General features: G+C 68.3%; 14 protein-coding genes and 1 pseudogene. 8 read left to right on the plus strand and 7 right to left on the minus strand.

All coding sequences use genetic code 11. The features are described from left to right. Positions 1–20: 20 nt before the first annotated feature. The 5 genes from BLW75_RS16890 to BLW75_RS16910 all read right to left on the minus strand — a co-directional run bounded on the left by BLW75_RS16890 (position 21) and on the right by BLW75_RS16910 (position 6,621). Complete coding sequence (locus tag BLW75_RS16890) at positions 21–1,034, minus strand: ABC transporter permease (RefSeq protein ID WP_091597760.1); 1,014 nt, start codon at positions 1,032–1,034, stop codon at positions 21–23. After that, entirely contained in the window at positions 1,031–2,533 is a 1,503-nt protein-coding gene (locus tag BLW75_RS16895) for a sugar ABC transporter ATP-binding protein (RefSeq protein ID WP_034317961.1), read from the minus strand. The genes BLW75_RS16890 and BLW75_RS16895 overlap by 4 nt, the downstream gene beginning before the upstream one ends. Further along, a complete protein-coding gene (locus BLW75_RS16900; protein WP_034317958.1) occupies positions 2,530–3,753 on the minus strand; it encodes an ROK family transcriptional regulator in 1,224 nt (407 codons plus the stop codon). Before BLW75_RS16900 ends, BLW75_RS16895 begins: the two co-directional genes overlap by 4 nt. A gap of 225 nt (positions 3,754–3,978) precedes the next feature. Beyond that, positions 3,979–5,181, minus strand: a complete 1,203-nt coding sequence (locus BLW75_RS16905) for an ROK family transcriptional regulator (protein WP_034317955.1) — start codon at positions 5,179–5,181, stop codon at positions 3,979–3,981. Between the two features lie 93 nt (positions 5,182–5,274). Further along, positions 5,275–6,621 carry a DHA2 family efflux MFS transporter permease subunit gene (locus BLW75_RS16910; protein ID WP_034317952.1) on the minus strand — a complete coding sequence of 449 codons (1,347 nt, stop codon included), beginning with the start codon at positions 6,619–6,621 and terminating at the stop codon, positions 5,275–5,277. Between the two features lie 92 nt (positions 6,622–6,713). On the opposite strand from BLW75_RS16910, the gene BLW75_RS16915 reads away from it, so the two are divergent. Both BLW75_RS16915 and BLW75_RS16920 read left to right on the plus strand, forming a co-directional pair. Next, the gene (locus tag BLW75_RS16915) at positions 6,714–7,280 is read left to right on the plus strand and encodes a TetR/AcrR family transcriptional regulator C-terminal domain-containing protein (RefSeq protein WP_034317949.1); all 567 of its coding nucleotides are present in this window, start codon (positions 6,714–6,716) and stop codon (positions 7,278–7,280) included. 16 nt (positions 7,281–7,296) lie between these two features. Continuing rightward, a complete protein-coding gene (locus BLW75_RS16920) occupies positions 7,297–8,082 on the plus strand; it encodes an isocitrate lyase/PEP mutase family protein (RefSeq protein WP_034317946.1) in 786 nt (261 codons plus the stop codon). Positions 8,083–8,098: 16 nt separating this feature from the next. Here BLW75_RS16920 and BLW75_RS16925 read toward each other — a convergent pair whose 3' ends face one another. After that, positions 8,099–8,761 (minus strand): response regulator, encoded by a 663-nt coding sequence (locus BLW75_RS16925; RefSeq protein ID WP_034317942.1) that lies wholly within the window; start codon positions 8,759–8,761, stop codon positions 8,099–8,101. After that, positions 8,758–10,290, minus strand: a complete 1,533-nt coding sequence (locus tag BLW75_RS16930; RefSeq protein WP_034317939.1) for a sensor histidine kinase — start codon at positions 10,288–10,290, stop codon at positions 8,758–8,760. Before BLW75_RS16930 ends, BLW75_RS16925 begins: the two co-directional genes overlap by 4 nt. Positions 10,291–10,404: 114 nt before the next feature. Here BLW75_RS16930 and BLW75_RS16935 point away from each other — a divergent pair, with 114 nt between their 5' ends. The 6 genes and pseudogenes from BLW75_RS16935 to BLW75_RS44200 form a co-directional block, all read left to right on the plus strand. Continuing rightward, on the plus strand, positions 10,405–11,391 hold the full coding sequence (locus BLW75_RS16935) for a Bug family tripartite tricarboxylate transporter substrate binding protein (protein ID WP_034317936.1): 987 nt from the start codon (positions 10,405–10,407) through the stop codon (positions 11,389–11,391). After that, a complete protein-coding gene (locus BLW75_RS16940; protein WP_034317933.1) occupies positions 11,388–11,885 on the plus strand; it encodes a tripartite tricarboxylate transporter TctB family protein in 498 nt (165 codons plus the stop codon). Before BLW75_RS16935 ends, BLW75_RS16940 begins: the two co-directional genes overlap by 4 nt. After that, a complete protein-coding gene (locus tag BLW75_RS16945) occupies positions 11,885–13,402 on the plus strand; it encodes a tripartite tricarboxylate transporter permease (protein WP_034317930.1) in 1,518 nt (505 codons plus the stop codon). Before BLW75_RS16940 ends, BLW75_RS16945 begins: the two co-directional genes overlap by 1 nt. A gap of 120 nt (positions 13,403–13,522) precedes the next feature. Next, positions 13,523–14,077, plus strand: a complete 555-nt coding sequence (locus BLW75_RS16950; RefSeq protein ID WP_034318013.1) for a hypothetical protein — start codon at positions 13,523–13,525, stop codon at positions 14,075–14,077. A 167-nt stretch (positions 14,078–14,244) separates the two neighbouring features. Then, on the plus strand, positions 14,245–15,690 hold the full coding sequence (locus tag BLW75_RS16955; RefSeq protein WP_091597766.1) for a DUF1996 domain-containing protein: 1,446 nt from the start codon (positions 14,245–14,247) through the stop codon (positions 15,688–15,690). 88 nt (positions 15,691–15,778) lie between these two features. Continuing rightward, positions 15,779–16,306 (plus strand): annotated as a pseudogene (locus BLW75_RS44200) (recombinase family protein); the annotation flags it as partial. Positions 16,307–16,746: the final 440 nt, after the last annotated feature.

Genomic DNA, 16,746 nt, shown 5'->3' on the forward strand with positions numbered 1-16,746 from the left:
CGACTCTCCATCCACGGTGATCAAGTGCTCGTCTTTGTCTTCTTCACGGAGCGGAACTGCAGCAGCGCGGCCAGGACGATGATCACGCCCTTGGCGATGTTCTGGATGTCGGTGTCCAGGTTGTTGAGCGTGAAGATGTTGGACAGCACGGTGAAGATCAGCACGCCGATCAGGGTGCCGATGAGCGAGCCGCGGCCACCGGTGAGCAGCGTGCCGCCGATGACGACCGCCGCGATGGCGTCGAGTTCGTAGAGCATGCCGTTGGTCGAGGCACCCGCGGTGGTGCGGGCGACGACCATCAGCGCGGCGATACCGCAGCACAGGCCGGCGACGCCGTAGACGAGGGCGGTGTGCCGCTTGACGTTGATACCGGCCAGCCGCGAAGCCTCGGCGTTGCCGCCGACGGCGAAGGTGCGGCGGCCGAACGTGGTGCGGTTCAGCAGCACCCAGCCGACCACGAACACCAGCGCGAACATCCAGATCAGCACCGGGATGCCGAGCAGATCACCGCGGAAGAAATCGAGGAAGCCCGCCTCCGACACCACCTGCGTGCGGCGGCCGCTGATGCGTTCCGCGAGCCCGCGGGCCGAGACGTACATCGCCAGTGTCGCGATGAACGGCACGATCTTCCCGTAGGACACCAGGATCCCGTTGATCAGCCCACAGCCGAGGCCGACCAGGAGTCCACAAAGGATCATCACGAACGGGCCGTAGGACTGGGTGGCCAAGGTGGTCAGCCAGACACTGGAGAGCGCCACGATCGACCCGACCGAGAGGTCGATGCCGCCGGCGATGATCACGAACGTCATCCCGACGCTGACCACCCCGATCGCCGCGGCGAGCCGCAGGATCGTGGAGATGTTGCCGTCGGTGAAGAACTGGTCGGGCCTGGTCACCTGGCCGACGATGCACAGGATCACCAGCACCCCGGCCAGCCCGAGCAGCCGGGTGTCGAGCGAGAAATTCCGCTTTTCCTTGGGTGGTAACGGTTCCACGGCGGGTCCCGTACGCACCGATTCGGCTTGGTCGGTCACGCCGCACTCCCCTCGAGAATCACGTCGAGCACATCCGCCTCTGTCAGCTCCGCAGACGGCTTTTCAGCCAGGACACGTCCTTCACGCAGCACCAGCACCCGGTCGGACAAGCCGAGTACTTCGGGGATCTCGCTGCTGACCAGCACGATCGCGACGCCGGTCGCGGCGAGTTCTTCGATCAGCCGGTACAGCTCCGCCCGCGCGCCGACGTCGACCCCGCGCGTCGGTTCGTCCAGCAGCAGGACCCGGCAGCCGCGGACCAGCCAGCGGGCGAGCACCGCCTTCTGCTGGTTGCCGCCGGACAGCGTGCGGATGATGCGGTGCGGGTCGGCGGGCCGGAGATCGAGGCGCCGCAGGCTTTCCCCGGCGTCGTCGAGTTCCCTCCCCCGCTCGGTGAACCCGAACGTCGCGTATTTGCCCAGGCTCGCCAGGGTCACGTTGTGCACGACGGGCAGATCCAGCAACAGCCCCTGGCTCTTGCGTTCCTCCGGCGCCAGCCCGATCCCGGCCTTGACCGCCGCGGACACGCTGCCCGGCCGGACCGGCTGGCCGTCTACCGACACCGAACCCGTGTCCTGCTTGCGCGCGCCGAAGATCGTCTCCAGCAACTCGCTGCGTCCTGAGCCGACGAGGCCCGCGATGCCGACGACCTCGCCGGCGTGCACGGTGAAGTTCACGTTCTCGAATTCGCCGACGGTGGTCAGGTTCTCCACCTTGAGGACCTCGATGTCCGGGTCCACGTGCTCCTGATGGCGAGGGCCGAACACGGTTTCGACCTTGCGGCCCGCCATCAGCGCGACGAGGTCCGCGGTCGGCGTCTCCTTGGCGTCGAGGCCCGTGGAGACGGTCCTGCCGTCCTTGAGCACGGTGACGCGGTGGCCGATCCGGCGCAGTTCTTCGAGCCGGTGAGAGATGTAGATGATCGCGACACCCTCGGCGGTCAGTTCGCCGACGATACGGAACAGGTTGTCGACCTCTTCGCCCGCCAGCGCCGCGGTGGGCTCGTCCATCACCAGCAGCTTCGCGTCGTACGCGAGCGCCCGCGCCATCGAGACCAGCTGCTGGCCCGCGGCGGAGAGCTTGCCGACCTCGGTCGACGGCGCGATCTCGGGGTGACCGAGCCGCGCCATCAGTTTCGCGGCCTTGTTCCGGGACTCGCTGATCCGCGTGAACCCGAACGACGCGCGCTCGCGGCCGAGGAAGATGTTGTCCGCCACGGAAAGCCCGGGCACCAGGTCGAGTTCCTGGTACATGGTCGCGATGCCGAGCTTCAGCGCGGCGACCGGCGAGGGCAGCGTGACCGGCTCACCCTGCCAGAAGATCTCGCCGCCGTCGGGGCGATGCGCGCCGGCGAGCGTTTTGATCAGCGTGGACTTGCCCGCGCCGTTCTGACCGAGGAGACAGTGCACCTCGCCGGGTTCGACGTCGAAGTCGACACCGTCGAGTGCACGCACCCCCGGGAAGGTCTTCACGATCCCCCGGACGGAGAGCAGGGTCATGCCGGAGCCTCCTCGGTCTCGAAAGGAACTAATGTCGGGTCGGCGAAAAGCCGTTCGGTGGCGAGATGCGCGGCGCCCCGCAGCGGAGCGGTGGTGCCCAGCGGCGACGGCTCGACACGGCAGGTGGGCTCTTGCCCGAGCGGACGCGCGGACAGCTCGCGGCGTACCGGCTCGACCAGCCATTCGCCCAGTTCGGCGAAGTAGCCACCGAGCACGACGACGTCCGGGTCGAGCACGTCGACCACAGTGGACACCGCGATGCCGAGCGCGACCCCGAGTTCCGAGACCGCCGCGACCGCGCGCTGATCACCGCGCTGCACGCGGTGCTTGAGCAGCCCGACCCGGCCGTCGACTCCGAGGGCGGGATCGTGCAGCGGGTCGCCGGGCGAAGCCGCGCCGCGCAGGACGGCGTTGAGGCCGGCCTTGGTCTCCAGGCACCCGACCCGGCCGCACGGGCACTGTTCGCCGGACGGATCGACGGTGATGTGCCCGACCTCGCCCGCGAATCCCCTGGCACCACGCAGGATCGCGCCGCCGGACACGAGTCCGCCGCCGACGCCCGTGCCGCCGCTGAGGTAGAAGAGCTCCCGCACACCTCGACCGGCTCCGGCGACGGCCTCGCCGATCGCACCGAGGTTGGCCTCGTTGTCGACCGCGATGGCGTCGGCCCGCAGACCGAGCCTGGCGGCGAGCAGGTCGGCGATCTCGGCGTCACGCCAGCGCAGGGTCGGCGCGAACCGCAGCACGGCGGCGGCCGAATCGACCAGGCCCGGCACCGAGACGGTGACCCCGACCGGCTGGTCGTCGAGCAGCACGTTCCTGGCGAGGAAGGCGAGTTCGTCCATGCTCCGGTGCAGCCCGAGCGCGGCGACGTCGGCGGTCTCGGCGCGTTCGGCGACGACGCGGCCGTCGAGATTCGTGACGACGGCGGCGAACCGATCGGCCTCGACACTGAGCGCGAGCCCGCAGGCGCTGGCGCCGTTCAGCTCGACCAGCTGGCTGGGCCTGCCGTTGCCGCCGCCCTGGAGTCCGGCGGAACGGACGAGACCGCGTTCGGACAGCTCGGTGATCAATCCGGAGACGGCCGCCTTCGTGAGCCCGCAGCGCGCGGCGAGCTGGGTACGCGAGAGCGGCCCCGCACGCATCGCCCGCAAGAGCGCGGCGAGGTTCGCCGTGCGTGGGCTGACCGGGTCGAGCTGCCCGGATTCAGTCGCGGCCACACTGCCCTCACTTACGAATCGGCCGTAACAAACTTTGTTACTTAGCCAGCGAAAGTAGGGTGGCCCGTGTCACTCGTCAAGGTGACAACAGGACAGAAACGCCCCTCGTCACCCGAATAGCCGTCCAGAACCGCGCAGACTTTCGTACTTTTCGAGCGAAAGTCTGTACGATCTTGACGTTACTAATCGGAATCAGGTGAGTGCTCAACGTGCCGCGCGAGCGCCTCAGCTGCTCAGCGTGAAGGCCCGATCGGTAGCGGACCAGGCGGCCCCGATGACGCCCGCGGTGTCCCCGAGCTCGGACAGCACGATCGGCAGGTTCCCGGTCGCGAGCGGCAGCGACCGCCGGTAGACCGAGCTGCGGATCTCGGCGAGCAGCTGATGCCCGAGCTGCGCCACGCCGCCGCCGATCACGACCATGCCCGGGTTCACGAAACTCACCAGCGAGGCGACCACCTGCCCGAGCCGTCGCCCGCCGTCACGGATGAGGTTGACCGCGCCGAAATCCCCCGACGCCGCGGCGCGGCCGACATCCTGCGCGGTGATCACGCCGCGGTCCGCGACGACGTCGGCGAGGTACGCCGACCGGCCGCTGCGCGCCAGGGTCAGCCCGTCGCGGGCCAGCGCGGCGCCGCCGAAGTACGCCTCGAGACAACCCGTCTCACCGCAGGCGCAGGTCGGCCCGTAGTCGTCGAGGCGGATGTGCCCGATGTCACCCGCCGTGCCGGCGACGCCGCGGTACACCTTGCCGCCGAGCACGATCCCGCAGCCGATACCGGTACCGATCTTGACGAACACCAGGTCGTCGATGGAGCGCGCGACCCCGGCATGCCGTTCCCCGAGCGCCATCGAGTTCACGTCGTTGTCGACGGTGACCGGGCAGCGCAGCAGCCCGCCGAGATGATCGCGCACGGAGAATCGGTCCCAGCCGGGCATTATCGGCGGCGCGACCGCCATCCCCTCGGCGAAACTCACCGGCCCCGGGAGGCCGATCCCTGCGGCGATCAACTTGCCCGGCGCCTCTTCGCGGATCTTCTCCGCCAGCGCGACGACGCGTTTGAGCACGGCGTGCGGCCCCTGCCGGACGTCGCAGTCCTCGACGGTGTGCACCAGGACCTCGCACGAAGCGTCGGTGAGGGCGACCCCGACCGACGTCGCGCCGACGTCCACCGACAGCACTCGCAGGTCTCCCGCCAGCCGCACCAGTGTGGACCGCCTGCCGCCGCGGCTCGCCGAAGGCCCCGCGGTCTCGACGAGACCGACCTCGGCCAGCCGCGCGACCTCGGCCCCCACCCGGGCACGCGGCAGCTCCAGCCGCTCCCCCAGTTCGACCCGGGACATCGGTCCCTCATCCCGCAACAGGGTGAGCAGCTGGGTCTGGTGCCGGGTTTCGACCATCGGATGCTCCGAGGTGGGTGCCGTGCTCATTCACCTGAGCCTACGGCGTTGTCCACCGGCTGTCCCGAATGCCACTCGGAACCCTCGGGGCATTTCGGGCGGGAACAAACCCACCGCCGCCTCTCAGTCCACTGTGGACGATTCGGCGCGGACGAGCAGCCACGCCGGGATCAGCACGATCACGGTGAGTCCGGCGATCCACCAGTGAGCGTGCGCGATGGCCCCCACGGTCCCCGGAGCGGCGAGCACGGTGAGAATCGAGGTGCCGAAGGATCCGCCGATCCGTTGCAGCATGGCGAAGAGCGGCATCGCGTGGGAAATTCGCTCTCGCGGCACCGAAACCAGTCCGGCGGCGAGCGCCGGGGTCGTGGTGAGTCCGATACCGCAGCCGCGGACGACCTGCACGGCCGAGAGCCACCAGTAACCGTCGGATCCGGTGAGCAGCGCCAGCGGCACCGTCCCGGCGATCGTGACGATCAACCCGGCGAAGATCACCCGGGCCCCGCCGATCCGGTCGGTCAGCCTGCCCGCGAGCGGAAGTGCCAGCACCGTGCCGAGTGCCAGGGGCGCGGTCAGGAACCCGGTGGCGACGAGGCTTTCGTGTCGGACATCGAGGTAGTACAGCGGCAGGACGATCATCGCGCCGAACGACGCGATCCCCATCCCGAAGATCACGGCGGCGGCCGAGGAGAACGTCCGGTCGCGGAACAGCCGCAGCTCGAGCAACGGCGCGGGCGACCTCAGCGCGGTGATCGCGAAGACGACGAGCAGGATCGCGCCGGCGACCGCCGCGATCGGGGCGGCTTCGGCGAAGCCGTACACGAGCAACGGCAGCCCGGTGACGGTGAGCGCCAAACCACGCCGGTCCAGCGGCCGGGTGTCGACGGGGACCTCCCTCGGCAACCGTTTCCGGCCCAGCAGCAGGCAGAGCAGCGAGAGCGGCACGTTCACCAGGAAGAGCCACGGGACGCCGAACCGCTCGGTGAGCACGCTGCCGGCCAGGGTGCCGAGCACCGGCGCGAGGTAGATCGGGATGCTCAGTACGGCCATCATCCGGCCCAGCCGCTTCGGCCCCACCGTCGTCGCGAACAGGATCTGTCCCGCCGGGACCAGGAGCCCGCCCGCGGCGCCTTGCAGGACGCGGAAAGCGATCAGCGCCTCGATCGACGTCGCCGTCGCGCAGAGCGCGGAAAGCACCGCGAACAGTCCCACGCACACCAGCCACAGCCGCGTCGTACCGAAGCGGCGGCACGCCCAGCCGCTCACCGACACCATCGCCGCGAGCGCGAGCAGATAGCCGGTGGTGATCCACTGGACGGTACCGAGCGGTGCACGGAATCCGGCCGCGATCGTGCCGAGGGCGACGGTGACGACGGTCGAGGTGAACATCGACAAGAACCCGCCGAGGGTCAGGATCGACGCCATCCCCCACAACGCGGGGGTTATGCGCTCCTCGGAACTCCCGATCATCCTACCTGCCGATCTTATCGATGTTAAGATCTTAACGGTGATAAGATACTGCCGAGTTGTCAAGTCCGATACGGACCGGCGAAGGTGTGCGCATGGTCGTGAGACGGGATGGCTACGTTCGAGCCGCGCTCGAACTCCTCGACGAGGTCGGGCTGGACGGATTGAGCCTGCGCAAGCTCGGGGAAAAGCTCGGTGTGCGGGGTCCCGCGCTCTACACGCATTTCAAGAGCAAGCAGGCGTTGCTCGATCAGATGGCCGAGACCATGCTGGACGACCGGCTGGCTCCGCTGGACGAGCCCTCGGCGATGGACGATTGGGCCGAGTGGCTGGCGCGGCGTGCCCGCACTATCCGCCGCACGCTGCTGTCCTACCGGGACGGCGCCCGGCTGCACGCGGGCTCGCGCCCGACCGGCCGGTCGGCGATGGCGCCGCTGATCAAACCGTTGCTGCGGGCCGGTTTCACCGAAAAGGACGCGACGCACGCGATCCTCGCCATCAGTCGGTACACGCTCGGCTGCGCGATCGACGAACAGCAGCACGTCGAGGGCGACCACGACGAGGATCCGGCCGCCTCCTTCGAATACGGCCTCGCGCGCCTGATCGCCGGGCTCCGCGCCGATGTCGATGTCGCGAATCCGCCAGACCAGGATGTCGCGTGACTGCTGGACTGAGGTCATGACGACCGACAACGCCCGGCTGTTCCGCTCCCTGCACGTCCCGTCCGACCCGCTGGTGCTCGCCAACGCATGGGACGTCGCGAGCGCCCGGCTCGTCGAGGACGCGGGCGCCGCGGCGATCGCCACCACCAGCGCCGGCGTGGCGTGGAGCCTCGGCGCCCCCGACGGCGACCGCCTCGGCCGTGCACTCGCGGTGGACCTGATCACCAGGATCGCCCGTGTGACAACGGTTCCGGTGACCGCGGACATCGAAGGCGGCTACGCGGACACACCCGGCGGCGTCGCCGAAACCGTCGCCGCGGTAGTCGCGGCGGGCGCGGTCGGCATCAACATCGAGGACGGCCCGCGAGCGCCCGAAGAGGTGGTCCCCCGGATCGCGGCGGCCCGCGCGGCGAGCGGCGAGGTGTTCGTCAACGCCCGGATCGACACCTTCCTGCGCGGGCTCGGCGGGGTGCCGGAAACGCTGGAGCGCGCCGCCGCCTACCTCGCCGCGGGCGCGGACGGGATCTTCGTCCCCGGCGCCACCGATCCCTCCGTGATCACCGCGCTGGTCGAGGGCATCGACGCGCCGGTGAACGTGATGGCCCACCCGGGCGCGCCGAGCGTCAAGGAACTGGCCGGACTCGGGGTCGCGCGGGTGAGCGTCGGCTCCGGCATCAGCCAGGCCGCGTACGCAGTCGTGCGGGAAAGCGCCCGGGAACTCTTCTCGGCGGGCACGTACTCGCGTCTCGAGGAGTCCGTGGACTACGGCACCCTCAACGACCTCCTCACCTCCCGCAATTAGGTGACGAATTGCGGGGTCAGGACCAGAGGTAGCGTCGCTCCGGCCGTCCCGTCCCGCCGTACTTGAGGGTCACCTCGGCCTTCCCGGTCGCCACGAAGTGCTCCAGGTACCGGCGCGCGCTCACCCGCGCGACGCCGGTCGCTTCGGCGCATTCGCTCGCGGACATCCCGCCGGGCGCGCCGCGCAGCGCGGTCTCCACCAACCGCGCGGTCTGGACCGTAAGTCCCTTGGGCAGCACGGGTTTCGCGCTCGGTCGCGCGCCGAAGACCTGGTCGACATCGGCCTGCCCGGCCTCCGCGAGCCGGTCCAGCCGCTGGTGCAGCGACGCGAAATGGGTGAGCTGATCCCGCAGGGACGCGTACTCGAACGGCTTGATCAGATAGTGCAGGACCCCGCCCCGCATCGCCTGCCGCACGGTTTCCACGTCGGTCGCGGCGGTGATGAGGATGACGTCGACGTCCTCGGTCGCGCGCAGTTCCCGCAGCACCGAAAGCCCGTCGAGATCGGGAAGATAGACGTCGAGCAGCACCAGATCCGGTTTCAGTTCCCGCGCGAGGCGGAGCGCGTCGGCCCCGGTGTGGGCGACCCCGACCACGGCGAACCCCTCGGTGCGCGTGACGTATCCACTGTGGACCTTCGCGACCATGAAATCGTCGTCGACGACGAGGACCTTGATCATCGCGGCAACCTCGCCGTGAACACCGCGCCGCCGGAGTTGTGCACCTCGACGGAACCACCCCGCCGCACGCACGCCTGCCGGATCAGCGCGAGGCCGAGCCCGCGCTGGCCGTGCGCCGCGGCCTTCGTGGTGAAGCCGTGCTCGAACACTTCTTCCGCGATCTCCGGGGCGACTCCCGGTCCGGAATCACGGACCACCACGCGCACTTCGTCCTCCTCCTGCCACACCCCGACCTCGATCCAGCCCCGCTCACCACCCAGCGCGTCCAGCGCGTTGTCGACGAGATTTCCCAGCACTGTCACCAAATCCGTGGAAAGGGCGTCCTCGACGCGGTCGAGTTCGCTGTCCGGGGCCATGCGCAGCCCGACCCCGCGTTCCGCGGCGAGCGACGCCTTCGCGATCAGCAGTGCCGCCACCGCCGGATCACCGACCCGCGAGCCGACCTCGGCACGCCACTCCCCCTGCGCCGAACTGATCCGGCTGACGTAGCCGCGAACCTCCTCGTATTCCCCGAGTTCCAGCAATCCGGAGATGGTGTGCAGCCGGTTGCTGAACTCGTGCGCCTGCGCCCGCAACGTGTCGGTCGCGTGCCTGCTGGCGTCGAGTTCGTCCCGCAACGTCATCAGATCGGTGCGGTCCCGCAGGGTGACCACGGCTCCCCGTACGTCGATCGGCATCCGGTTCAGCGTCAGCACCTTCCCTTGCCGCAACACGATCTGGTCGGCGCCGGTCGCGCGGCCGGTGAGCAGGTCACGGATCCGCTCGTTGAGGTCGAGGTCCTCCACCGACCGGCCGACGGCGTCCTCCGGCAGCGCCAGCAGCTCGCGGGCCTGGTCGTTCGCCAGGGTGATGCGGTGCTGCGGGTCCAGGCCGACGACGCCCTCCTTGATGCCGTGCAGCAGCGCCTCCCGGTTCTCGACCAGCGCGGTGATCTCGTGCGGTTCCAGGCCGAGCGTCTGGTTCTTCACGCGCCGCGCGAGCAGCAGCGAACCGCTCACCCCGATCACCAGCGCGACCCCCAGCACTCGCAGCGCGTTGTCCGGCGAGTCGAGCACACCGGCGAAGAACCCCGGCGACTTCGAACCCGCCGCGACCATGCGGATCACCTTGCCGCCCTTTTCGTCGAGCACCGGGACGTGCGCCATGATCGAACCGTCGAGTTCGCCGACCCAGGACCGTCCAGAGAGGACGGTACTGTCGCCGATGTCGAGCAGCGTGCGGAGCTGATCCGGATACGTCGACGCGAGCACATACCGGTCCGCGTCGGCGATGACGACGAAATCCACCCCGGAGAGGCTCCGCGCGGTCTCCGCGGGCGCGTTCAGCTCGAACGGGCCGTTGTCGAGGTCGCCCACGATGCCCTGCGCGGCGACACTCTCCGCGACCGAAAGCGCCCGGCGTCCCTCGGTCGTGCGGAAATTGCTCCCCGCCTGGACGACGGCCAGCACGCCTACCGCGCACAGTAGGCACGTGACGACTACCAGTTGCCACACGAGGAGCTGACGGGCCAGCGAACCCCGAGCACCCATCGCCACCTCCGCGTGACCACAAAGAACAAAAGAAACCTTAGGCGTCTAAGCGAGACATCTCTGTTTACACGAGTGCAACATGTCCAACCACGCGGCAGAGAGGCGGGGATCACAGTGAAGCCCAGTAGCTGGTTAGCCATCGCGGCGGCGCTCGTCGCCGTTTTGCTGGTGCCACCGTTGCTCACCTCGGGCGGCGAGGCCGACGAGGGCTCGCAGATCCGGTCGTTGCGGGTGCTCGTGCCCAACGCGCCCGGCGGCGGTTACGACATCACGGCGCGGACCGCGACCAAGGCGATGGAAGACGCCGACCTGCTCGGCAACGCGGAGGTCTTCAACCTCCCCGGCGCCGGTGGCACGGTCGGCCTCGGCCGCACGGTCGCCGAACGCGGCAACGGCAAACTCGTCATGTCGATGGGCCTGGGCGTCGTCGGCAGCGTGTTCACGAACAAGTCGCCGTCTTCGCTCCTCGACACCACACCGGTGGCGAAGCTGATCGAAGAGTCGGACATCGTCGTGGTCGGCAAGGACTCGCCGTACCAGAACATCGGCCAGCTGATCGAGGCCTGGAAGAAGGACCCCGGCGCGGTCCAGGTCGGCGGCGGTTCGTCGCCGGGCGGGCCGGACCACCTGGCGCCGATGCTGATGGCGAAGGCCGTCGGGCTCGCGCCCAAGGCGGTCAACTACGTCCAGTTCGACGGCGGCGGCGAGCTGCTCGCCTCGGTCCTCGGCGGCAAGGTCGCGTTCGGCGTCTCGGGGGTCGGCGAGTACCGCGACCAGATCGCGGCGGGCACGCTCCGGGTGCTGGCGGTGACCAGCGGGAGCCGGATCCCCGGAATCGACGCGCCGACGCTCGCGGAGTCCGGTGTGGACGTCAAGTTCACCAACTGGCGCGGCATCGTCGCGCCGCCCGGGATCACCGACGCCGACCGCGCGAAGCTGGTGAGCCTGTTCGAGCGGTTGCAGAAGACGCCGCAGTGGCAGGAAGCCTTACAGCGCAACGGATGGACCGGTGCGTTCGCGCCAGGCGAGCAGTTCGGTTCGTTTCTCGAAGAGGAGAACACACGAGTGGCAACGGTGCTGAAAGAGCTGGGTCTGGCATGACGACCACATGGCTGAAGGAGCGCTCCGAACTCGGGGTGAGCGTCGGGCTCGTGGTGCTCGGTGTCCTGGTGCTCACCGACGCGCTGAGCATTCCCACCGACTTCGCCCAGCGCGGCCCGGTGGGACCGAAGGCGGTGCCGATCCTGGTCGGCTCGCTGTTGCTGCTCGTCGCCGTCCTGCTGGCGCGCGACGTGCTGCGCGGCGGCAAAGGGGAGGCCGAGGGCGGTGAGGACATCGACCTCAGCGAGCCCGCCGACCTGCGCACGGTGCTGTTGCTGTGCGGTGCCTTCCTCGCCAACGCGGCGCTGATCGGCCTGGTCGGCTTCCCGATCTCGGGCGCGATCCTGTTCTGGGGTGCGGCGTACGCGCTCGGCAGCCGCAACCTGGTGCGTGACCCGCTGATCGCGGCGGGCATGTCCGTCGTGACCTTCCTGGTCTTCAACAACCTGCTCGGAGTCCCGCTCCCCGGTGGCCCGTTGATGGAGGTGTTCTGATGTTCCAGCAACTCATCGACGGCTTCGGCACCGCGCTGACCCCGACCCATATCGCGATGGCGGCGATCGGCGTGCTGCTGGGCACCGCGATCGGTGTCCTGCCGGGGATCGGCCCGGCCATGGCGGTGGCACTGCTGCTCCCGGTGACCTACGGGCTGGAGCCCACCGGCGCGTTCATCATGTTCGCCGGCATCTACTACGGCGGGATGTTCGGCGGTTCGACGACGTCGATCCTGCTGAACACGCCGGGTGAGAGCGCGGCGGTGGTCGCGGCCATCGACGGCAACCCGATGGCCCGCAAGGGCCGCGGCGCGCAAGCGCTTGCGGCGGCCGCGATCGGGCATTTCGTCGGCGGCATCCTCGGCACGATCGCGCTGGTCGTGCTGGCCCCGGTGATCGCGAAGCACGCCGTCGACATCGGTGCGCCGGATCTGTTCGCGATCATGGTGCTGGCGTTCATCGCGGTCACCTCGGTGCTCGGCAGTTCCCGCATCCGCGGTGTGGCATCGCTGCTGATCGGGCTCACCATCGGGCTGGTGGGCCTGGACGAGATGACCGGACAGCAGCGGCTGACCTTCGGTTCCCTGCATCTCGCCGACGGGATCGACGTCGTCATCGTGGCGGTCGCGCTGTTCGCGGTCGGCGAGTCGCTCTGGGTCGCCGCGCACCTGCGGCGCAACGCGTTCAAACCGATCCCGGTCGGCAGGCCGTGGCTTTCGCGTGCCGATCTGAAGCGGACGTGGAAGCCGTGGCTACGCGGTCCGGTCATCGGGTTCCCGTTCGGCGCGGTGCCCGCCGGCGGCGCCGAGATCCCGACTTTCCTCTCTTACGTCACGGAGAAGCGGCTCTCGAAGCACAAGGACGAGTTCGGCAAGGGCGCCATCGAAGGCGTCGCGGGCCCGGAAGCGACGGCGTCGGCTTCCGCCGCCGGGACGCTGGTGTCCATGCTGACGCTCGGCCTGCCGACCACCGCGGTCGCCGCCGTGATGCTGGCGGCGTTCCAGCAGTACGGCATCCAGCCGGGACCGCTGCTGTTCGAGCGGGAGTCCTCACTGGTGTGGGGCCTGATCGCCTCGCTGTTCGTCGGGCTGACGCTGCTGCTGGTGCTGAACCTGCCGCTGGCGCCGCTGTGGGCGAAGCTGCTGCGGATCCCGCGGCCGTACCTCTACGCGGGCATCCTGTTCTTCGCCAGTGTCGGCGCGTACGCGGTCAACGCGGACATCTTCGACCTGCTGGTGATGTTCGTGATCGGCCTGATCGGCTTCGCGATGCGCCGATACGGGTTGCCGGTGCTGCCGGCGATCATCGGCGTCATCCTCGGCCCGGCCGCCGAACAGCAGATGCGGCGCGCGCTGCAGCTCAGTGACGGAGAGTTGACCGGGCTGGTCAACACCCCGTTCGCGATCGTGGTCTACGTGATCATCCTGGTGATCCTGTTCTTCCCGTTGCTCAAACGTTTCCTGCCTGCCCGTCCCACCGCCTCCGAGGCGGAGCCCAAGGACAAGGTGGACGTCTGATCAGTGGGAAACCGGCCCGGCCTCGACTGCCCCGAGGCCGGGCCTTCTCCCTCTCCGGAAGGAGGGAACTTGTCCGCGCGAGTGATCTTTCCGGCGCCCCGCGGCGACAGGATCGGTTTCATGAAGATCCTTCACCGTCCACCGGCCGTCAGCGACACGGAGCGGCCGGTTCCCCGCTGGGCGACGCGCTTGGCTTACGCGCTGCCCTGGCTTTTGCTGCCTTCGTGCCTGTGGCGGCTGCCCTTCGCCGTGCATTTCGAGATGGGGCAGGTCCACGATCGCGAGATGCCGGACTACTGGTTGAGCATCCCGTACGTTCTCACGCTCGGCGTGCTCTCCGAAGTCATCGCACTCCTGGCCATCGGGCTGGTCCGAGGCTGGGGCGAGGTGGCGCCCCGATGGATTCCGTTCCTCGGAGGTAAACCGATCCGGCCGATGGCGGCGGTCGTTCCCGCCGTGGCCGGAGGCTTGATCCTCACCGCGCTCTTCAGTTCGATCCCCCTCGGCGACGGGCGACGGCTCACCCTGTTCGGCGTCACCGAAAACGCGGCCTACGTCAACGAAGCCTGGGAAACACTGGCGACGATCTGCATCGCGCCGCTCGCGCTCTGGGGGCCGATCACCCTCGTTCTGGGACTCGCCTATCACCACCGCCGCAAGGTAACGAAAGCATAACGGCGAGGTCGCGTTTTGAACCGGTCACCCGTCGGGGCCGTTTCAGCCAACGCGGAGTCAGTGACGCCGGTGCTGCCGGCGCCGCATCCCCCGGGCTCCGCGCAACGACACCGAACGAGGTGAACAAGTTCATGCCCCGTAACCAAAGAACCGCCGGCCGCCATCGCATGGCACGCCGTACCAAGGTCGCCACGGGCGCCATCGCCTTCGCCCTCGCCGTCGGCGGGATCATCGTGCTCAACACGACCGGAACCCCCGACGCCGCCAGGGCCGATGGCGCGGACAAATCCTTCTTCATCGACATCACGAAGGTCCCCCGCGGCAACAACGTCAACCTCGACCTCGCGAAACGAGGCGCACGAGGGACGTTCACCGTGGACTGCGGCCGCAACGAGAACGGCCACTTCAACGGCGACAACTTCATCGCGCAGCCCGGTGTCCGCAATGGAGCCGAGCACCTCCACGACTACGTCGGGAACCTGTCGACCAACGCGGATTCGAACAACAAGAGCCTGCTGCGCGCGGGCACCACGTGCAAGAACGGGGACAAGTCGGCCTATTTCTGGCCGGTCATCCGGATCAACACCGAAGAAGAGGAAGCGAACGAGGCGGCGAACGAGGAGAAACTCGCCGCCGACCGCGCGAACGCGGCCAAGGACGAGGCCGCCGCCCAGGTCGACTGCCCCGACATCGCCAGCGAACTCGACGAACTCAGTGAGGTCCCCGACCAGGCCATGCCCGCGGTCGACGAGAACCTCGACAAACTCGACCAGGAGTCCGACAACGCGAACAACCAGCTGGCGCAAGGAAAACAACCGGGCCAGGTGCTCGACGAACTGAAGAACAAGCGGAAGCCGTCGATCGAGAAGATCGCCGACACCATGCGGCAGGCCGGGAAGCCGGTCGCGAAGAACGAAGACCAGCTGGCGGGCTGCGCCGTGAAGCAGAACGGCGAGGGCGGCCTCGACAACGGCGGCGACAACAGCAACGTCAACGCCGCCGGCGACGCCGAGAAGAAGAAGTCCGACGGCAAGGCCGCCGACCTGCCCGGCGTGAACGACAACAACGAGATCGGTGACAACGAGGGCGAAATCCAGCGTGCCGAAAAGGTCGATCTGACCTTCACCAGCGGCGGCGCCCGCCGGGTCGTCGCGATGCCGAAATTCCTGCGCGTGCTCTACGGCGACGCCAAGCAGAGCACCAACGGCCCGGCCAACGCGCGGCCGAGCTGGACCTGTACCGGCTTCGAGGACCGGCTCACCGAGCTGTACCCGATCTGCCCGCGGGGCAGCAAGGTCACGCGGATCCACTCGTTCCCGAACTGCTGGGACGGGAAGAACACCGACAGCGCCAACCACCGGACGCATATCGTGTTCTCCGACCGCAACGGGAAATGCCCGCGCGGCTTCAAGAACGTGCCGCAGCTGCGGATCACGCTGGTGTACGACATCCCGCCGGAGATCCAGGCGGCCGGGCAGTACGCGGTCGACGCGTTCGCGCAGGAGAAGCACAATCCCCGTTCGGATCACGACGACTTCGCGAACGTCATGTCGCAGCGGCTGATGAACCAGCTGGTGAAGTGCGTCAACAGCGGGAAACGCTGCCGCCAGTGACCAAAGCTCGTGAGTGGTAAGGACGGTTCTGCACCGACTGGGTCAACCAACTACAGTCGGCAGAGCGTCTACCAGCGAGGATACGGCCATGAGCGCACCAGCACCGAGGAAGCGGCGGAGGTTCAAGAAGCAGGCCAGTGAGCGGCCGCCCGTCGTCCCGTTCGATCCCGTGGACGACGCGGCGGTTTGCTACTCGCGTGAGTCGCACTACACGGACGAGAGCACGTCCAACGTGGTCCAGCGCGACACCACGCACCGGTGGACGTCGGCCTATGACATTCCGGTGGTGGCGACCGTCGAGGACTTGCACGTGTCCGGTGACCTGGAACCGCACAAGCGGGCGGGGCTCAAGCAGTGGCTGTCCGACGCGCCACCGCAACCGTGGAAGACGCTCGTGGTGTCGAAGCTTGACCGGCTGGTACGGAACGTCATGGACGCCCTGAACTTGCTGGAGTGGCTGCGGGCACGCGGCAAGCGCTTGATCGCCATCGCGGAAGGCATCGATTCCAGTAATTCGATGGCTGAATTCATGATCACGCTGATTGCGGCATTCGCCCGTATGGAGCGTGAACGAATGCGTGAGCGTTTCCGCTCCGCGAAAGCGTCCCTTAAAGAACAGGGTCGATGGAGCGGCGAGAGTCACCTGTACGGCACGATGCCGGTGGAATTGCCTGGCGGCGGAGGCTGGATTCTCGGTTTGGACCCGTACGCGGTCAAGATCCTGCATTCCCTGTCCACTCTCGTGCGGGCAGAAAAGCAGGGACTTACCGACCTGTGCAAGTGGCTGACGAAAAATAAGGTCGTCACCCCGCGAGACAGGCAAGCGCAGTTGACGGCGGAACGGCGGGGCGAAGATCCCGCCACAGTGGAACTCAAGGGCTATAAATGGCAAAGTGGCACGCTCGCTGCTTTGCTGGTGAATCCGGAGCTTGTCGAACTTGGCATTTTCGAGCCTGCCGAACAGGCTGAGATTATGGCGATGCTTGAGGAGAAGTCGCGCCGCAAAGCCCGGGGAAGCAACCAGCCGTACCCGTTCTCGGGTGTCTTGGTGTGTCC

This window comes from Amycolatopsis lurida, assembly GCF_900105055.1.
Lineage (GTDB): Bacteria > Actinomycetota > Actinomycetes > Mycobacteriales > Pseudonocardiaceae > Amycolatopsis > Amycolatopsis lurida.

What these genes read in the sequence shown, in the direction of transcription:
- BLW75_RS16895 (WP_034317961.1), bottom strand. Translation starts at nt 2,533, where the DNA reads ATGACCCTGCTCTCCGTCCGGGGGATCGTGAAGACCTTCCCGGGGGTG.
- BLW75_RS16905 (WP_034317955.1), bottom strand. Translation starts at nt 5,181, where the DNA reads ATGAGCACGGCACCCACCTCGGAGCATCCGATGGTCGAAACCCGGCAC.
- BLW75_RS16910 (WP_034317952.1), bottom strand. Translation starts at nt 6,621, where the DNA reads ATGATCGGGAGTTCCGAGGAGCGCATAACCCCCGCGTTGTGGGGGATG.
- BLW75_RS16915 (WP_034317949.1), top strand. Translation starts at nt 6,714, where the DNA reads ATGGTCGTGAGACGGGATGGCTACGTTCGAGCCGCGCTCGAACTCCTC.
- BLW75_RS16920 (WP_034317946.1), top strand. Translation starts at nt 7,297, where the DNA reads ATGACGACCGACAACGCCCGGCTGTTCCGCTCCCTGCACGTCCCGTCC.
- BLW75_RS16925 (WP_034317942.1), bottom strand. Translation starts at nt 8,761, where the DNA reads ATGATCAAGGTCCTCGTCGTCGACGACGATTTCATGGTCGCGAAGGTC.
- BLW75_RS16930 (WP_034317939.1), bottom strand. Translation starts at nt 10,290, where the DNA reads ATGGGTGCTCGGGGTTCGCTGGCCCGTCAGCTCCTCGTGTGGCAACTG.
- BLW75_RS16940 (WP_034317933.1), top strand. Translation starts at nt 11,388, where the DNA reads ATGACGACCACATGGCTGAAGGAGCGCTCCGAACTCGGGGTGAGCGTC.
- BLW75_RS16945 (WP_034317930.1), top strand. Translation starts at nt 11,885, where the DNA reads ATGTTCCAGCAACTCATCGACGGCTTCGGCACCGCGCTGACCCCGACC.
- BLW75_RS16950 (WP_034318013.1), top strand. Translation starts at nt 13,523, where the DNA reads ATGAAGATCCTTCACCGTCCACCGGCCGTCAGCGACACGGAGCGGCCG.
- BLW75_RS16955 (WP_091597766.1), top strand. Translation starts at nt 14,245, where the DNA reads ATGGCACGCCGTACCAAGGTCGCCACGGGCGCCATCGCCTTCGCCCTC.